A 16004-nucleotide genomic window follows, 5' to 3' on the forward strand; every position below is an offset into this window, starting at 1 on the left:
CGATGCCGCCCGCCAAGACACCGGTCACGGTGGACGCCCTGCTGGCCGACGACGGCCCGCCGCAGCGCCGCGCGATCGCCAAGGCGATCACACTGCTCGAGTCGACCCGTGCCGACCATCGCGCGCAGGCCGACGAACTGCTCACTGCCCTGCTGCCGCACACCGGGAAATCGTTCCGGCTCGGCATCTCGGGCGTGCCGGGTGTCGGCAAGTCGACCTTCATCGAAACCCTCGGGCTGTTCCTGATCGGACTGGGGCACCGGGTAGCCGTCCTCACCATCGATCCGTCGTCCACCGTCTCGGGCGGCTCCATCCTCGGCGACAAGACGCGCATGGAGCACCTGTCGGTGCATGAGCGCGCCTATATCCGGCCCAGCCCCTCGAGCGGGACCCTCGGCGGCGTGGCCGAGAAGACGCGCGAGGCGATGCTGGTCTGCGAGGCGGCCGGCTACGACATCGTGATCGTCGAGACCGTCGGCGTCGGCCAGAGCGAGACCGCAGTCTCGGGCATGACCGACATGTTCGTGCTGCTGCAGTTGCCCAACGCCGGCGACGACCTGCAGGCGATCAAGAAGGGCGTGATGGAGCTGGCCGACCTGGTGGTGATCAACAAGGCCGACATCGACAAGGATGCGGCCACCCGCGCCCAGGCCCAGATCACCTCCGCGCTGCGCCTGTTCGGCCACCATGGCAATCCCGCGCATGCCCAGGCCATCCACGCCGCCCACGCGGCGCCCGGCTCGCCCGAGGCCGAAGTGCGCTTCTGGCTGCCCCGCGTGATCCAGCTCAGTGCCCTGCTGGGCACCGGCGTGGATGCCTTCTGGGACGCGGTGCTGCAGTTCAAGTCGCTGCAGGCGGCCAATGGCCGCTTCGCCAGTCGGCGCGAGAAGCAGGCACTGGCCTGGATGTGGGAGCGCATCGACGCCGGCCTCAAGCAAGCCTTCCGCCACCATCCCCAGGTGCGCGAGCTGCTGCCCCAGGCAGTGGCCCAGGTGGCGGCCGGCCGGCTGCCGGCCTCGACGGCTGCGCGCCAACTGCTCGCCGCCCAGGCCGGACAGGCGTAGCCTTCGGCCATCCCTTTCAAAAAAGATCAACTCCTACGACGGAACGTCATGAAAGAAATCCTCGAACAACTCGAAAATCGCCGCGCCCAGGCGCGGCTCGGCGGTGGCCAGAAGCGTATCGACGCCCAGCATGCCAAGGGCAAGCTGACGGCGCGCGAGCGCATCGCGCTGCTGCTCGACGACAACACCTTCGAAGAATGGGACATGTTCGTCGAGCACCGCTCGAGCGACTTCGGCATGGCCGACAACAAGATCCCGGGCGACGGCGTGGTCACCGGCTACGGCATGATCAACGGCCGCCTGGTGTTCGTCTTCAGCCAGGACTTCACGGTCTTCGGCGGCGCGCTCAGCGAAGCCCACGCCGAGAAGATCTGCAAGGTGATGGACCAGGCCATGAAGGTCGGCGCGCCGGTGATCGGTCTCAACGATTCGGGCGGCGCCCGCATCCAGGAGGGCGTGGCGTCGCTCGGCGGCTATGCCGAGGTCTTCCAGCGCAACGTGATGGCTTCGGGCGTGGTGCCGCAAATCAGCATGATCATGGGGCCCTGCGCCGGCGGCGCCGTCTATTCGCCGGCCATGACCGATTTCATCTTCATGGTGAAGGACAGCAGCTACATGTTCGTCACCGGCCCCGAGGTGGTGAAGACCGTGACCCACGAGGACGTCACCGCCGAAGAGCTCGGCGGCGCCTCCACCCACACCACCAAGAGCGGTGTCGCCGACATGGCGTTCGAGAACGACGTCGAGGCGCTGATGATGCTGCGCCGGCTCTACAACTACCTGCCGCTCAACAACCGCGAGAAAGCGCCGGTGCGGCCCAGCGGCGACCCGGCCGAGCGCGCCGACCTGTCGCTCGACACCCTGGTGCCCGACAACCCCAACAAGCCCTACGACATGAAGGAGCTGATCGTGAAGGTGGTCGACGACGGCGACTTCTTCGAGCTCCAGCCCGACTACGCGAAGAACATCGTCATCGGCTTCGCCCGCATGGAGGGCCAGAGCATCGGCATCGTCGCCAACCAGCCGCTGGTGCTGGCGGGCTGCCTGGACATCAAGTCGTCGATCAAGGCGGCGCGCTTCGTGCGCTTCTGCGACGCCTTCAACATCCCGGTCGTGACCTTCGTCGACGTGCCCGGCTTCATGCCCGGCACCAGCCAGGAGTACGGCGGCATCATCAAGCACGGCGCCAAGCTGCTCTACGCCTACGCCGAGTGCACGGTGCCGAAGATCACCGTCATCACGCGCAAGGCCTACGGCGGCGCCTACGACGTGATGGCCTCGAAGCACCTGCGCGGCGACGTCAACCTGGCCTGGCCGCGCGCCGAGATCGCGGTGATGGGGGCCAAGGGCGCGGTCGAGATCATCTTCCGCGAAGACAAGAACGACCCCGAGAAGCTCGCCGCGCGCGAGGCCGAATACAAGGCGCGCTTCGCCAACCCGTACGTGGCCGGCACGCGCGGCTACATCGACGACGTGATCCTGCCGAGCGAGACCCGCAAGCGGATCTGCCGCAGCCTGGTGATGCTGCGCGAGAAGAAACTCGAAAACCCGTGGCGCAAGCACGGCAACATTCCGCTCTGAGACCGGAGAACAACAACATGTTCAAGAAAATCCTGATCGCCAACCGCGGCGAGATCGCTTGCCGCGTCATCAAGACGGCGAAGAAGATGGGCATCCTCACCGTTGCCGTCTATTCCGATGCCGACAAGGACGCGCGCCATGTCGAACTGGCCGACGAGGCGGTGCACATCGGCGGCTCGGCCAGCCGCGACAGCTACCTGCAGGCCGATCGCATCATCGCCGCCTGCAAGGCGAGCGGCGCCGAGGCCGTGCACCCCGGCTACGGCTTCCTGTCCGAGAACGAGGCCTTCTCGCGCAAGGTCGAGGAGGAGGGCATCGTCTTCATCGGCCCGAAGCACTATTCGATCGCCGCGATGGGCGACAAGATCGCCTCGAAGAAGCTCGCCAACGAAGCCAAGGTCAACACCATTCCCGGCTGGAACGACGCCATCGAGAGCGCCGAGCGCGCGGTGCAGATCGCCAAGGACATCGGCTACCCGGTGATGATCAAGGCCTCGGCCGGCGGCGGCGGCAAGGGCCTGCGCGTGGCCTTCAATGACAAGGAAGCTTTCGAGGGCTTCACCTCGTGCCGCAACGAGGCCCGCAACAGCTTCGGCGACGACCGTGTCTTCATCGAGAAGTTCGTCGAGGAGCCGCGACACATCGAGATCCAGGTGCTGGGCGACGCGCACGGCAACGTGATCTACCTGAACGAGCGCGAATGCTCGATCCAGCGCCGCCACCAGAAGGTGATCGAGGAGGCGCCGTCGCCCTTCATCAGCGACGCCACGCGCAAGGCGATGGGCGAGCAGGCCGTGGCACTGGCCAAGGCCGTGAAGTACCAGAGCGCGGGCACGGTGGAGTTCGTGGTCGGCAAGGACCAGAGCTTCTACTTCCTGGAAATGAACACCCGGCTGCAGGTCGAGCACCCGGTGACCGAGGCGATCACCGGCCTGGACCTGGTCGAGCTGATGATCCGCGTCGCCGCCGGCGAGAAGCTGCCGCTGGCGCAGAAGGACGTCAAGCGCGAGGGCTGGGCGATCGAATGCCGCATCAACGCCGAAGACCCGTTCCGCAACTTCCTGCCCTCGACCGGCCGGCTGGTGCGCTTCCAGCCCCCGAAGGAGACCATGTTCTCCGCCGACACCGAGCACCTGTACGGCGTGCGGGTCGACACCGGCGTCTACGACGGCGGCGAGATTCCGATGTTCTACGACTCGATGATCGCCAAGCTGATCGTCCATGGCCGCGACCGCGCCCACGCCATCGCGCTGATGCGCGAGGCGCTCAACGGCTTCGTGATCCGCGGCATCAGCAGCAACATCCCGTTCCAGGCGGCGCTGCTGGCCCATCCCAAGTTCGTCAGCGGCGACTTCAACACCGGCTTCATCGCCGAGCACTACGGCAAGGGCTTCCATGCCGAGGACGTGCCGCACGACGATCCCGATTTCCTGGTCGCGCTGGCGGCCTTCGTGCATCGACGCTACCGGGCGCGCGCGTCGGGCATCAGCGGCCAGCTCGACGGACACGGCGTGAAGGTCGGCGAACAGTTCGTCGTGGTCGTGCTGGACGCGCGGGGCCAGCATGTCCACAAGTCGGTGTCGGTCACCGACTTCCATGGTCAGACCGGCTCCAGCGCGGTGACGGTCGGCAGCAACAGCTACAAGATCGACAGCCGCGCACAGCTCGGGAACATCCGGGTCGATGGCCTGGTCAACGGCCGCACCTTCACCGCGCAGGTCGAGCGCGGCGCGGGCAAGAACCCGCTGGCATTGCGGGTGTCGCACAACGGCACGCAGATCGAGGCGATGGTGCTGTCGCCGCTGGGCGCGCAGCTGCTCTCGCTGATGCCCTACAAGGCGCCGCCGGACCTGAGCAAGTTCCTGATGTCGCCGATGCCTGGCCTCCTGGTCGAGGTCTCGGTCCAGCCTGGCCAGCAAGTGCAGGCCGGCGAGAAGCTCGCCGTCATCGAGGCGATGAAGATGGAGAACGTGCTGTTCGCGACGCAGGACGGCGTGGTCGGCCACATCGCGGCGGCCAGGGGCGAATCGCTGGCGGTCGACCAGATCATCATGGAGTTTGCATAGATGGGGGCTAACGACCTGTCGACGGCCAAGGCCGTCACCCTGCATCGCCCGGCGCCGCCGCCGCTGGCACCGGCCGGGCCATGGTCGATGGAGGCCGTGCAGGCCCTGCTCGACAAGCCCTTCAACGACCTGCTGTTCGAGGCCCAGGCGGTGCACCGCGCCCATTTCCCCGACGGCGACATCGAGCTCGCCACGCTGCTGTCGGTGAAGACCGGCGGCTGTCCCGAGAACTGCGGCTATTGCCCGCAGTCGGCCGAGTTCGACACCGGCGTCAAGGCGCAGAAGCTGATGGAGGTCGACGAGGTGCTGCGCGCCGCCCAGGCCGCCAGGGACGCCGGCGCCACGCGCTTCTGCATGGGCGCCGCCTGGCGCGCGCCCAAGGATCGCGACGTCGAGAAGATCGCGGTGCTGGTCGAGGCCGTCAAGGGCCTGGGCCTGCAGACCTGCGCCACGCTCGGCATGCTCGAGCCGCAGCATGCGCTGCAGCTCAAGGCGGCCGGGCTCGACTACTACAACCACAACCTCGACACGGCGCCCGAGTACTACACCGACATCGTCGACACCCGCACCTACCAGGACCGGCTCGATACGCTGGCCCACGTGCGCGCCGCCGGCATCAGCGTCTGCTGCGGCGGCATCGTCGGCATGGGCGAGGCGCCGGTGCACCGGGCGGGCCTGATCGCCCAGCTCGCCAACCTCGATCCGTATCCGGAGTCGGTGCCGATCAACAGCCTGGTGCGCGTGCCCGGCACACCGCTGGCCGATGCGCCGCCCATCGATCCGCTGGACTTCGTCCGCATGATCGCCGTCGCCCGCATCACGATGCCGAAGGCACGCGTGCGGCTGTCCGCGGGTCGCCAGCAACTCGGCGATGCGGTGCAGGCGCTGTGCTTCCTGGCCGGGGCCAATTCGATCTTCTACGGCGACAAGCTGCTGGTTACGGGCAACCCCGATGTCGAGGCCGACGTCCAGCTGCTGGCCAGGCTGGGCCTCAAGGCCCGTTCGACCACCGAACAAGGAGCATGCGCATGACGCGTCCATTCAAGGTGCTGGGCATCCAGCAGATCGCGATCGGCGGGCCGGACAAGACCCGGCTGCAGAAGCTGTGGGTCGACATGCTGGGCCTGGAGGTCACCGGCACCTTCAAGAGCGAGCGCGAGAACGTCGACGAAGACATCTGCGCGATCGGCAGCGGCCCCTTCAAGGTCGAGGTCGACCTGATGCAGCCACTCGACCCCGAGAAGAAGCCGGCGGTCCACACCACGCCGCTGAATCACGTCGGCCTGTGGATCGACGACCTGCCCAAGGCCGTCGAATGGCTCACGGCCCAGGGCGTTCGCTTCGCGCCCGGCGGCATCCGCAAGGGCGCGGCCGGTTTCGACATCTGCTTCCTGCATCCGAAGAGCAACGACGAATTCCCGATTGCGGGCGAGGGCGTCCTCATCGAAATGGTGCAGGCTCCCCCGGAGGTAGTGACCGCCTTCGCGGCGTTGTCCGGCGGCTGACGCCCTGGCCGGGAGCGAGCAACACCTACCCGGGGCGTCGCCAGATCGCCAGCGTGGCGGCCAGCAGCCACATGCCGACTGCACAGCCGCGGTTGAGCGCGCGCAGGCTGCGCTGCGAAAGCCAGCGGACGGCCTGGGTGCCGGCGGTGGCATAGCTCAGCATCACCAGCGTGTCGATGCAGACGAAGATGACGCCCAGCACCAGGTACTGGGGCCCCTGCGGATGGGCGATGTCGACGAACTGAGGCAGGAAGGCCGCGAAGAAAAGCAGCGACTTCGGATTCGACAGCGCCACCGCCAGGCTGCGCAGCAGCGCCAGCCGGCCGCGCAGCGGCGGGTCCGCCGACACGGCCAGCGCCGCGCCGACATCCGCCGGCGGCGTGCGCCAGAGCTTGACGCCGAGCCAGACCAGGTAGAGCACGCCGGCGACGCGAATCGCATTGAAGAGCCATTCGGACGCCGCCAGCAGCGAGCCCAGTCCCAGCGCCACCGTCGTGATCACGACGCAACTGCCGATCGACGCCCCGGCGATGCCCCAGGCGGCCGCGCGCATGCCGCCCGAGATGCCGTTGGAGAGCGCCAGCAGCATGGTCGGCCCCGGCGTGATGGCGAGCGCGACAGAGGCCAGCGCGTAGAGCAGCAGGGTGTCGAGGCTCATGGCGCGCGGCGCTGGCTGGCGGCGGCACGGGCCCGCGCCAGCGCTGCCTCGATGATCGAGCGCTTGCGGTCGGCCGCCTCGGGTGCCGCGGCCGGCGCCTCGCTCTGAGGCACGGCCGAAGCCGCGCCTGAGGGCTGCCGGGCGGCGTGCGACGCGTAGCGCGCACGCGCGTGGTCGGCCTGCGTCTGCGACCAGGCCTGCCATCCGGTGCGGCCCGGCGTGACCGTCTCCAGCGAGATGCAGTCGACCGGGCAGGCGGGAATGCACAGCTCGCAGCCCGTGCAATGGGCGTCGATGACGGTGTGCATGCGCTTGTGGATGCCGACGATGGCATCGGTCGGGCAGGCATCGAGGCACAGGGTGCAGCCGATGCACCAGGCCTCGTCGATGACCGCCAGGGTGCGCGGCAGCTCGATGCCGAACTGCGGGTCGAGGGCCCGGGCGGGCCGGCCGGTCAGGGCGGACAGCCGCTGCACGCCCTCGGCGCCTCCGGGCGGGCATTGGTTGATGTCGGCCTGGCCGGCCGCGATGGCTTCGGCGTAGCCGGCGCAGTCGGGGTAGCCGCAACGGGTGCACTGCGTCTGCGGCAGGGCGTCCAGCAGGGCGGCAGCGCGCGGGTTCACGGCCTCAGGCGGATTTGCGCGCCACCCGCTTCGTCTGCGTGGCGGGCGCCTTCTTGCGTGCTGCGGCGGTGGCGGGCTCGGCGCTGCGCGTCGCCTTCCTTGCCGTTGCCGGCCGCACCATGTCTTCGGCGACCGGCACCGGCGGCCCCGCGCGCTTCTGGGGCTTGTCGTGCTGGGCAATGAAGGCCTGGACTTCAGGGTAGACCAGTTCGCGCCAGCGGCGACCGCTGAAGATGCCGTAGTGGCCCGCGCCCTTGACCTCGTAGTGGTGCTGCTCGCTGTCGATGACGCCGGTGCAGAGGTCGTGCGCCGCGCGCGTCTGGCCGGAGCCCGAGATGTCGTCCAGCTCGCCTTCGATCGTCAAGAGGCCGATGCCTCGAATGTCCTGCGGGCGCACCAGTTCGCGCTCGCCCTGGGGGTTGGTCACCTGCCAGGTGCCGTTCACCAGGTCGAACTGCTGGAACACGGTGCGGATGGTGTCCAGGTAGTAGTCGGCGTCCATGTCGAGCACGGCGTTGTACTCGTCGTAGAACTTGCGGTGCGCCTCGGCGCTCGCGTCATCGCCCTTGATCAGGTTCTTGAAGTAGTCGTAGTGGCTGCTGGCATGGTTTTCCGGGTTCATCGCGACGAAGCCGGTGTGCTGCAGGAAGCCCGGATAGACGCGGCGTCCGGTACCCGGGAAGCCGTCCGGCACGCGGTAGATGACGTTGTTTTCGAACCACTCGAAGCTCTTGTTCATCGCCAGGTTGTTGACCGCGGTCGGCGACTTGCGGGCGTCGATCGGACCGCCCATCATGGTCATCGACAGCGGAATCTGCTCGCCGCGGCTGGCCATCAGCGACACCGCCGCCAGCACCGGCACCGTCGGCTGGCAGACGCTGATGACATGGCAGTTGCCGTATTCGGTCTGCAGGTAGCGGATGAACTCCTCGACGTAGTTGACGTAGTCGTCGAGACGGAACTTGCCTTCGGACAGCGGCACCAGCCGGGCGTTGGTCCAGTCGGTGATGTAAACCTTGTGGCCCTGCAGCAGGGCGCGCACCGTATCGCGCAGCAAGGTCGCATAGTGGCCCGACAGCGGCGCCACCACCAGCACCACCGGCTGGCTCTTGAGCGTCTTCAGGGTTTCCGGCTGGTCGGTGAAGCGCTTGAAGCGGCGCAGCTTGCAGAACGGCTTCTCGAGTTCGACGCTTTCATGGATCACCACGTCGTGGCCATCGACCTTGACGGTCTTGATGCCGAATTCCGGCTTTTCGTAGTCCTTGCCCAGTCGGTACAGGAGGTCGTAGCCGGCCGCGATGCGCTGTGCCAGCGGCGCCTGTCCGAATGCCGCGCTTTGGCCGTAGAGTTTGGAAGCGGCCTGTGCGAAGTCGGCGAACGGCTCCATGAGGGAGCGCTGCGCTTCGTAGAGTTGGTAAAGCATCGGGAGCCTGAGAGTTGTTGCAATGCAATATATCAGCAGCTCCCCCTCCAAAATAGAGGGGGCGCCCCACTCGGGGGCGCCTGTGTGACATCTTCACGGCAACGGCGCCGGCAGGGCGCCGCGAACGGCCGGAACCGCCGTCAGAGCACCTTGGCGATGCTCTCGCAGACGTAGTCGATGTTCTTGCTGTTGAGCGCCGCCACGCACATCCGGCCGGTGTCGGTGCCGTAGACCCCGAACTCCTCGCGCAGGCGAACCATCTGGTCCTTGGTCAAGCCCGAATAGCTGAACATCCCGATCTGCGAGGTGATGAAGCCCATGTCCTGCTTCACGCCGGCGGCCTTCAGGCCGTCGACCAGCTTCTGGCGCATGGCCTTGATTCGCACGCGCATTTCGGCCAGTTCGGCCTCCCAGACGGCGCGCCGTGCCGGGTCGTTGAGGACGGCCGCCACCACCGCGCCGCCGTGGATCGGCGGGTTGCTGTAGTTGGTGCGGATCGCGATCTTGAGCTGCGACAGCACGCGGGCGGCCTCTTCCTTGTTCTCGCACAGCACCGACAGGGCGCCCACGCGCTCGCCGTACAGGCTGAAGCTCTTCGAGAAGGAGGTCGAGACGAAGAAGGTCAGGCCGGCCTGGACGAACTTGCCGATCACGGCGCCGTCTTCCTGGATGCCGTGGCCGAAGCCCTGGTAGGCCATGTCGAGGAAGGGGGTCAGGCCGCCGGCCTTGACCGCAGCGATGACCTGGTCCCACTGGGCGGGCGTGATGTCGTAGCCGGTCGGGTTGTGGCAGCAGGCGTGCAGCACGACGATGGTGCCGGCCGGCGCTGCCTTGAGCGCCGCCAGCATGCCTTCGAAGTCGATGCCGCGCTTGGCGGCGTCGTAGTAGGGGTAGCTCTCGACCGTGAAACCGGCGTTGGTGAACAGCGCGCGGTGGTTTTCCCAGCTCGGGTCGCTGATCAGCACCTTGGCGCCGGGGGTGAGCTTCTTGAGGAAGTCGGCGCCGACCTTCAGGCCGCCGGTGCCGCCGATGGCCTGGATGGTGGCGACGCGGCCGGATTTCACGGGTTCGCTGTCGGCGCCGAAAACCAGGCCCTTGACCGCATTGTCATAGGCGGCGATGCCGTCGATCGGCAGGTAGCCGCGGGCGCTGGGCGCCTTCATCATGTCTTCTTCCGCGGCCTGCACGCACTTCAGGAGCGGCAGCTTGCCGTTGTCGTCGTAGTACACGCCCACGCCGAGATTGACCTTTTTCGGATTGCCGTCGGCTGCGTATTGCTCGTTGAGGCCCAGGATCGGGTCGCGAGGCGCCATTTCGACGGCGGTGAACATTGACATGGAAAGTCCTTTGGATGAGCGGTTCACGTGAAGCCGGGTCCTGCGTTACGCTGCCCGGTTAGCTTGAATTTTACCGGCCACGCCACCAGCTTCAGCCGTCCACGCCATGCCAGAAACCTCAGAAGTCATTCCCGAACCGCAACATGCCGACCCGGTGGGGCCGCACAAGCCGGGCGAATTCGTCAGCTTTCCCGGGTCGCCGTTCGAGCTTTTCCAGCCCTATCCGCCGGCCGGCGACCAGCCGAAGGCGATCGCGGGGCTGGTCGAGGGCGTGCAGGACGGCGAGGTGTTCCAGACCCTGCTGGGCGTGACCGGTTCCGGCAAGACTTTCACCATGGCCAACGTGATCGCCCGGCTGGGCCGCCCGGCGATCGTCTTCGCGCCCAACAAGACCCTGGCGGCGCAGCTCTACAGCGAATTCCGCGAATTCTTCCCGAAAAACGCGGTCGAGTACTTCGTCAGCTACTACGACTACTACCAGCCCGAGGCCTATGTGCCCCAGCGCGACCTGTTCATCGAGAAGGACAGTTCGATCAACGAGCACATCGAGCAGATGCGCCTGTCGGCCACCAAGAGCGTGCTGGAGCGCCGCGACACGGTCATCGTGGCGACCGTGAGCGCGATCTACGGCATCGGCACGCCCGAGGACTACACGCAGATGCGCTTCATCATGCGCCAGGGCGACAAGATCGGTCAGCGCGACGTGATCGGGCGGCTGATCCGCATGCAGTACACGCGCAACGAGCAGGATTTCTCGCGCGGCACCTTCCGGGTGCGCGGCGACACCATCGACGTCTTCCCGGCCGAGCACAGCGAACTGGCGATCCGCATCGAGCTGTTCGACGACGAGATCGAGTCGCTGCAGCTGTTCGACCCGCTCACCGGCCGTATCCGGCAGAAGATCCCGCGCTTCACGGTCTATCCGTCGAGCCACTACGTGACGCCGCGCGACAAGGTGCTCAGCGCGGTCGAGACCATCAAGCTCGAGCTCGACGAGCGGCTCAAGTTCTTCGTCGCCGAGGGCAAGCTGGTGGAGGCGCAGCGCATCGAGCAGCGCACCCGTTTCGACCTCGAGATGCTGGCCGAGATCGGGCACTGCAAGGGGATCGAGAACTACACCCGGCATCTCTCGGGCGCCGCGCCCGGCGAGCCGCCGGCCACGCTGACCGACTACCTGCCGAAGGACGCCCTGATGTTCCTCGACGAGAGCCACCAGATGATCGGCCAGCTTGGCGGCATGTACAACGGCGACCGGGCGCGCAAGACCACGCTGGTCGAGTACGGCTTCCGGCTGCCGTCGGCGCTGGACAACCGCCCCCTCAAGTTCGAGGAGTTCGAGACCCGGATGCGGCAGTGCATCTTCGTCTCGGCCACCCCGGCGCAGTACGAGAAAGACAACGCCGGCAACGTGGTGGAGCAGCTGGTGCGCCCCACCGGCCTGATCGACCCCGAGGTCGAGGTCCGCCCCGCCACCCACCAGGTCGACGACGTGCTGCAGGAGATCCGCCTGCGGGTCGACAAGAACGAGCGGGTGCTGATCACCACCTTGACCAAGCGCATGGCCGAGCAGCTGACCGACTACCTGAGCGACAACGGCGTCAAGGTGCGCTACCTGCACAGCGACATCGACACGGTCGAGCGGGTCGAGATCCTGCGCGACCTCCGATTGGGCAGCTTCGACGTGCTGGTCGGCATCAACCTGCTGCGCGAAGGCCTGGACATCCCCGAGGTCTCGCTGGTGGCGATCCTCGATGCCGACAAGGAAGGCTTCCTGCGCGCTGAGCGTTCCCTGATCCAGACCATCGGCCGCGCCGCGCGCAACCTGAACGGCAAGGCGATCCTGTACGCCGACCGGATGACGGATTCGATGAAGAAGGCGATCGGCGAGACCGAGCGGCGCCGGGCCCGCCAGATCGCCTACAACGAGACCCACGGCATCACGCCGCGCAGCATCGTGAAACAGGTGCGCGACCTGATCGACGGCGTCTACAGCGAGAAATCGGGCAAGGAGGCGGCCAAGCGCGAACTGGAGCGCGCCAAGGTCGAGGACATGTCCGAAAAGGACGTGGCGCGCGAGATCAAGCGGCTGGAGAAGCTCATGCTGGAGCACGCCCGGAACCTCGAGTTCGAGAAGGCGGCGAGGGTGCGCGACCAGCTGGCGGAACTCCGGGAGCAGGCTTTCGGGGCTTCCGGGCACGACAACATTGCCCTCTGAGACCTTGCGGGACAGACCAAGAAACTGCGAAGCAGTTTTTGCTCTGTCCCCAACTGACCAGGTCTCCCCGGCCGCCACCGGGTTTACCCCAGCAGCCCGCAGGGGCTTCTGCTATACTTGACCGAAATACTCAAGAACAAAAGAACTTCGCGATGAAGGGCGACTCCAACCTTTCGGTTCACCGATCGGACCCGGGTCGTGCAGGGCGGAGACGACGTCACCGCAGCCCCGGGGGTTCGGTGTCCTTTCCACGGTAAGCACTCAAGGAGCTTGCGATGCGTCTCACTACCAAAGGCCGCTTTGCGGTTACGGCCATGATCGATCTGGCACTGCGCCAGAACACCGGTCCGGTCACGCTGGCCGCGATCAGCCAACGGCAGCAGATTTCGCTGTCCTATCTGGAGCAGCTGTTCGGCAAGCTGCGCCGCCATGAACTGGTGGAGTCCACCCGCGGCCCCGGCGGCGGCTATTCGCTCGGCCGCAAGGCGGCTGACATCACGGTGGCCGACATCATCGTCTCGGTCGACGAGCCGATCGACGCCACCCAATGCGGCGGCAAGGAAAACTGCCTCGGCGAGGCCGGACGCTGCATGACGCACGAACTGTGGGCTTCGTTGAACCAGCGGATGGTCGAGTTCCTCGACTCCGTCACCTTGCAGAAGCTGGTCGACGACCAGATCGCCAAGGGCGTGCAGATCGAGAACAAGCCGGCCGTCAAGCGGGCGATCTCGGCCCAGCCGGTGGTCAAGCCGATCCGCGTCAATGCACCGAACTCGGTGTTCGCGCTGGGCAACGCCTTCGCCAAATCCTGATCCGGCGGCGCCTTCGGGCGCCTCGGTTGAAACACCACACACAACGATCAACCCCACGCCAGCCTGAGCCAGCCATGGACGTCACCCCCCATTTCCCCATCTACCTCGACTACGGCGCCACCACGCCAGTGGATCCGCGCGTCGTCGACGCCATGATTCCCTGGTTGCGCGAGCATTTCGGCAATCCGGCGTCGCGCAGCCACGCCTGGGGCTGGGAGGCCGAGGAGGCCGTCGAAAAGGCGCGTGGCGAGGTGGCCGACCTGATCGGTGCCGATCCGCGCGAGATCGTCTGGACTTCCGGCGCCACCGAGTCGAACAACCTCGCCCTGAAGGGCGCGGCGCATTTCTACAAGGGCAAGGGCAAGCACCTCATCACGGTCAAGACCGAGCACAAGGCGGTGCTCGACACGATGCGCGAACTCGAGCGCCAGGGCTTCGAAGTGACTTACCTGGACGTCCAGGAAGACGGACTGCTCGACCTCGAGGCGTTCAAGGCCGCGATCCGTCCCGACACCATCCTGGCGAGCGTGATGTTCGTCAACAACGAGATCGGCGTGATCCAGGACGTGGTCGCGCTGGGCAACATCTGCCGCGAGAAGGGCGTGATCTTCCACGTCGACGCGGCGCAGGCCACGGGCAAGGTCGAGATCGACGTCAAGACGCTGCCGATCGACCTCATGAGCCTGGCTTCGCACAAGACCTACGGCCCCAAGGGCATCGGCGCGCTGTACGTGCGGCGCAAGCCGCGCGTGCGGCTCGAGGCCCAGATGCACGGCGGCGGCCACGAGCGCGGCATGCGCTCGGGCACCCTGCCGACGCACCAGATCGTCGGCATGGGCGAGGCTTTCCGCCTGGCCAAGCTCGAGATGAAGGAAGACATCGCCAAGGCCACCGCGCTGCAGAAGCGGCTGCTCGACGGCCTGAAGGACGTCGAGCAGGTCTTCATCAACGGCAATCTCGAACACCGGGTGCCGCACAACCTGAACATCAGCTTCAACTACGTCGAAGGCGAGTCGCTGATCATGGGCATCAAGGGCCTGGCGGTGTCCAGCGGCTCGGCCTGCACGTCGGCCAGCCTGGAGCCCAGCTACGTGCTGCGTGCACTCGGCCGCAGCGACGAACTGGCCCACAGCAGCCTGCGCATGACCATCGGCCGTTTCACGACCGAAGAAGAAATCGACTACGCGATCTCGACCATCAGGCACAACGTCGCCAAGCTGCGCGAACTCAGCCCGCTGTGGGAGATGTTCAAGGACGGCATCGACATAAGCACGATCCAGTGGTCGGCTCACTGAAAATTCAAAGAGGTACCCCATGGCTTACTCATCCAAGGTCATTGACCACTACGAAAATCCCCGCAACGTCGGCTCCTTCGAAAAGGGCGACGACTCGGTCGGCACCGGCATGGTCGGCGCGCCGGCCTGCGGCGACGTCATGAAGCTGCAGATCAAGGTCAACCCCGAGACCGGCGTGATCGAAGACGCGCGCTTCAAGACCTACGGCTGCGGCTCGGCGATCGCCTCGTCCTCGCTCGTGACCGAGTGGGTCAAGGGCAAGACGCTCGACGAAGCGGCGGCGCTCAAGAATTCGCAGATCGCCGAAGAACTGGCGCTGCCGCCGGTCAAGATCCACTGCTCGATCCTGGCCGAAGACGCGATCAAGGCGGCTGTCAGCGACTACAAGGCCAAACACGGCGTCGCGGCCGCGGCGGCGGAATCCGTTCACTGACATGGCTGTGACCCTGACCGAATCGGCCGCGCGCCACGTCTCCCGCTACCTCGGCAAACGAGGCAAGGGCGTGGGCGTGCGGCTGGGCGTCAAGACCACCGGCTGCTCGGGCCTGGCCTACAAGCTCGAGTACGTGGACGAATTCGCGCCCGAAGACGTGGTGTTCGAAGACCATGGCATCAAGGTGCTGGTCGACCCGAAGAGCCTGGCCTATATCGACGGCACGCAGCTCGACTTCGTGCGCGAGGGCCTCAACGAGGGCTTCAAGTTCAACAACCCGAACGAACGCGACCGTTGCGGCTGCGGCGAGAGTTTTCGCATCTGAGCCCCCGCGTGCGATGCACTCAAGCCGCCCACAGCCATGTGTCGGCGGCTTTTTAACGAGATGAGCCTCCACGATCGGCACTTCGTGTCCTCTCTGCCCCCCGAGGGGGCGCAGGCTGGCCTTGGGGCGGCCCGGCGCCCAGCCTTATGAACCTAAACGACACCGATTTCGTGCTTTTCGCCGTTCCTGCCACGTTCGCGCAGGACCGCGGCGCGCTCGACGCCCGCTGGAAGGAACTGCAGCGCGAGGCCCATCCCGACCGCTTCGCGGCGCAGGGCGGCGCGGCGCAGCGGCTGGCGATGCAGTGGTCGGTGCGCATCAACGAGGCCTACCAGCGGCTCAAGAATCCGATCAAGCGGGCCACCTACCTGTGCCAGCTGAACGGCGCGCCGATCCAGGCCGAGACCAACACGGCGATGCCGGCCGCCTTCCTGATGCAGCAGATGGCGTGGCGCGAGGAGCTCGACGACGCCCAGGATGCGGCCGCGTTCGAGAAGCTGCGCGCGGAAGTCGAAGCGGCCCGCGCGCGCGCGCTGTCTTCTCTCGACTGGCTGATCGACGAGAAGGGCGACTACGCAGAAGCGGCACGCCAAGTGAGAGCCCTCATGTTCATCGAGCGCTTTGCCGAGGACATCGAGGCCAAGGTCGACCAATAGAGAAAATAGCG

General features: G+C 66.6%; 15 protein-coding genes. 11 read left to right on the forward strand and 4 right to left on the reverse strand.

Annotated features, from left to right (window positions below; translation table 11 throughout):
• The first annotated feature begins 2 nt into the window (after nucleotides 1-2).
• From meaB to QTI17_RS10435, 5 genes are read left to right on the forward strand one after another with little or no spacing between them, the layout of a single operon-like run.
• Nucleotides 3-1064 carry a methylmalonyl Co-A mutase-associated GTPase MeaB gene (gene meaB / locus QTI17_RS10415; protein WP_286532941.1) on the forward strand — a complete coding sequence of 354 codons (1062 nt, stop codon included), beginning with the start codon at nucleotides 3-5 and terminating at the stop codon, nucleotides 1062-1064.
• 48 nt (nucleotides 1065-1112) lie between these two features.
• Nucleotides 1113-2645 (forward strand): acyl-CoA carboxylase subunit beta, encoded by a 1533-nt coding sequence (locus QTI17_RS10420; protein ID WP_286532943.1) that lies wholly within the window; start codon nucleotides 1113-1115, stop codon nucleotides 2643-2645.
• Between the two features lie 17 nt (nucleotides 2646-2662).
• Nucleotides 2663-4711 carry an acetyl-CoA carboxylase biotin carboxylase subunit gene (locus QTI17_RS10425; protein WP_286532945.1) on the forward strand — a complete coding sequence of 683 codons (2049 nt, stop codon included), beginning with the start codon at nucleotides 2663-2665 and terminating at the stop codon, nucleotides 4709-4711.
• Complete coding sequence (bioB, locus tag QTI17_RS10430) at nucleotides 4712-5743, forward strand: biotin synthase BioB (RefSeq protein ID WP_286532946.1); 1032 nt, start codon at nucleotides 4712-4714, stop codon at nucleotides 5741-5743.
• Entirely contained in the window at nucleotides 5740-6216 is a 477-nt protein-coding gene (locus QTI17_RS10435) for a VOC family protein (RefSeq protein ID WP_286532948.1), read from the forward strand. The genes bioB and QTI17_RS10435 overlap by 4 nt, the downstream gene beginning before the upstream one ends.
• A 25-nt stretch (nucleotides 6217-6241) precedes the next feature.
• Here QTI17_RS10435 and QTI17_RS10440 read toward each other — a convergent pair whose 3' ends face one another.
• From QTI17_RS10440 to QTI17_RS10455, 4 genes are all read right to left on the reverse strand, one after another.
• The gene (locus QTI17_RS10440) at nucleotides 6242-6874 is read right to left on the reverse strand and encodes a LysE family translocator (protein WP_286532950.1); all 633 of its coding nucleotides are present in this window, start codon (nucleotides 6872-6874) and stop codon (nucleotides 6242-6244) included.
• Nucleotides 6871-7497: an RnfABCDGE type electron transport complex subunit B gene (locus QTI17_RS10445; protein ID WP_286532952.1), complete on the reverse strand. Its 627-nt coding sequence runs from the start codon at nucleotides 7495-7497 to the stop codon at nucleotides 6871-6873. Before QTI17_RS10445 ends, QTI17_RS10440 begins: the two co-directional genes overlap by 4 nt.
• A gap of 4 nt (nucleotides 7498-7501) precedes the next feature.
• A complete protein-coding gene (locus QTI17_RS10450) occupies nucleotides 7502-8920 on the reverse strand; it encodes a polyhydroxyalkanoate depolymerase (protein WP_286532953.1) in 1419 nt (472 codons plus the stop codon).
• A gap of 140 nt (nucleotides 8921-9060) precedes the next feature.
• On the reverse strand, nucleotides 9061-10257 hold the full coding sequence (locus tag QTI17_RS10455) for an amino acid aminotransferase (protein WP_286532954.1): 1197 nt from the start codon (nucleotides 10255-10257) through the stop codon (nucleotides 9061-9063).
• A gap of 106 nt (nucleotides 10258-10363) precedes the next feature.
• Between QTI17_RS10455 and uvrB the strand changes: the two genes are divergently transcribed.
• From uvrB to hscB, 6 genes are all read left to right on the forward strand, one after another.
• Nucleotides 10364-12472, forward strand: a complete 2109-nt coding sequence (gene uvrB, locus QTI17_RS10460) for an excinuclease ABC subunit UvrB (protein WP_286532956.1) — start codon at nucleotides 10364-10366, stop codon at nucleotides 12470-12472.
• A gap of 275 nt (nucleotides 12473-12747) precedes the next feature.
• Nucleotides 12748-13284 carry a Fe-S cluster assembly transcriptional regulator IscR gene (gene iscR / locus QTI17_RS10465; protein ID WP_158720462.1) on the forward strand — a complete coding sequence of 179 codons (537 nt, stop codon included), beginning with the start codon at nucleotides 12748-12750 and terminating at the stop codon, nucleotides 13282-13284.
• 74 nt (nucleotides 13285-13358) lie between these two features.
• A complete protein-coding gene (locus tag QTI17_RS10470) occupies nucleotides 13359-14579 on the forward strand; it encodes an IscS subfamily cysteine desulfurase (protein WP_286532958.1) in 1221 nt (406 codons plus the stop codon).
• Between the two features lie 19 nt (nucleotides 14580-14598).
• Complete coding sequence (gene iscU / locus QTI17_RS10475; protein WP_286532960.1) at nucleotides 14599-15012, forward strand: Fe-S cluster assembly scaffold IscU; 414 nt, start codon at nucleotides 14599-14601, stop codon at nucleotides 15010-15012.
• Between the two features lies 1 nt (nucleotide 15013).
• Complete coding sequence (iscA, locus tag QTI17_RS10480) at nucleotides 15014-15337, forward strand: iron-sulfur cluster assembly protein IscA (protein WP_286507593.1); 324 nt, start codon at nucleotides 15014-15016, stop codon at nucleotides 15335-15337.
• Nucleotides 15338-15483: 146 nt separating this feature from the next.
• Nucleotides 15484-15993: a Fe-S protein assembly co-chaperone HscB gene (gene hscB, locus QTI17_RS10485; protein WP_286532962.1), complete on the forward strand. Its 510-nt coding sequence runs from the start codon at nucleotides 15484-15486 to the stop codon at nucleotides 15991-15993.
• Nucleotides 15994-16004 lie beyond the last annotated feature (11 nt).

Origin of the sequence: Variovorax sp. J31P179, assembly GCF_030316985.1 — a bacterium.
Classification (GTDB): domain Bacteria; phylum Pseudomonadota; class Gammaproteobacteria; order Burkholderiales; family Burkholderiaceae_C; genus Variovorax; species Variovorax ginsengisoli_B.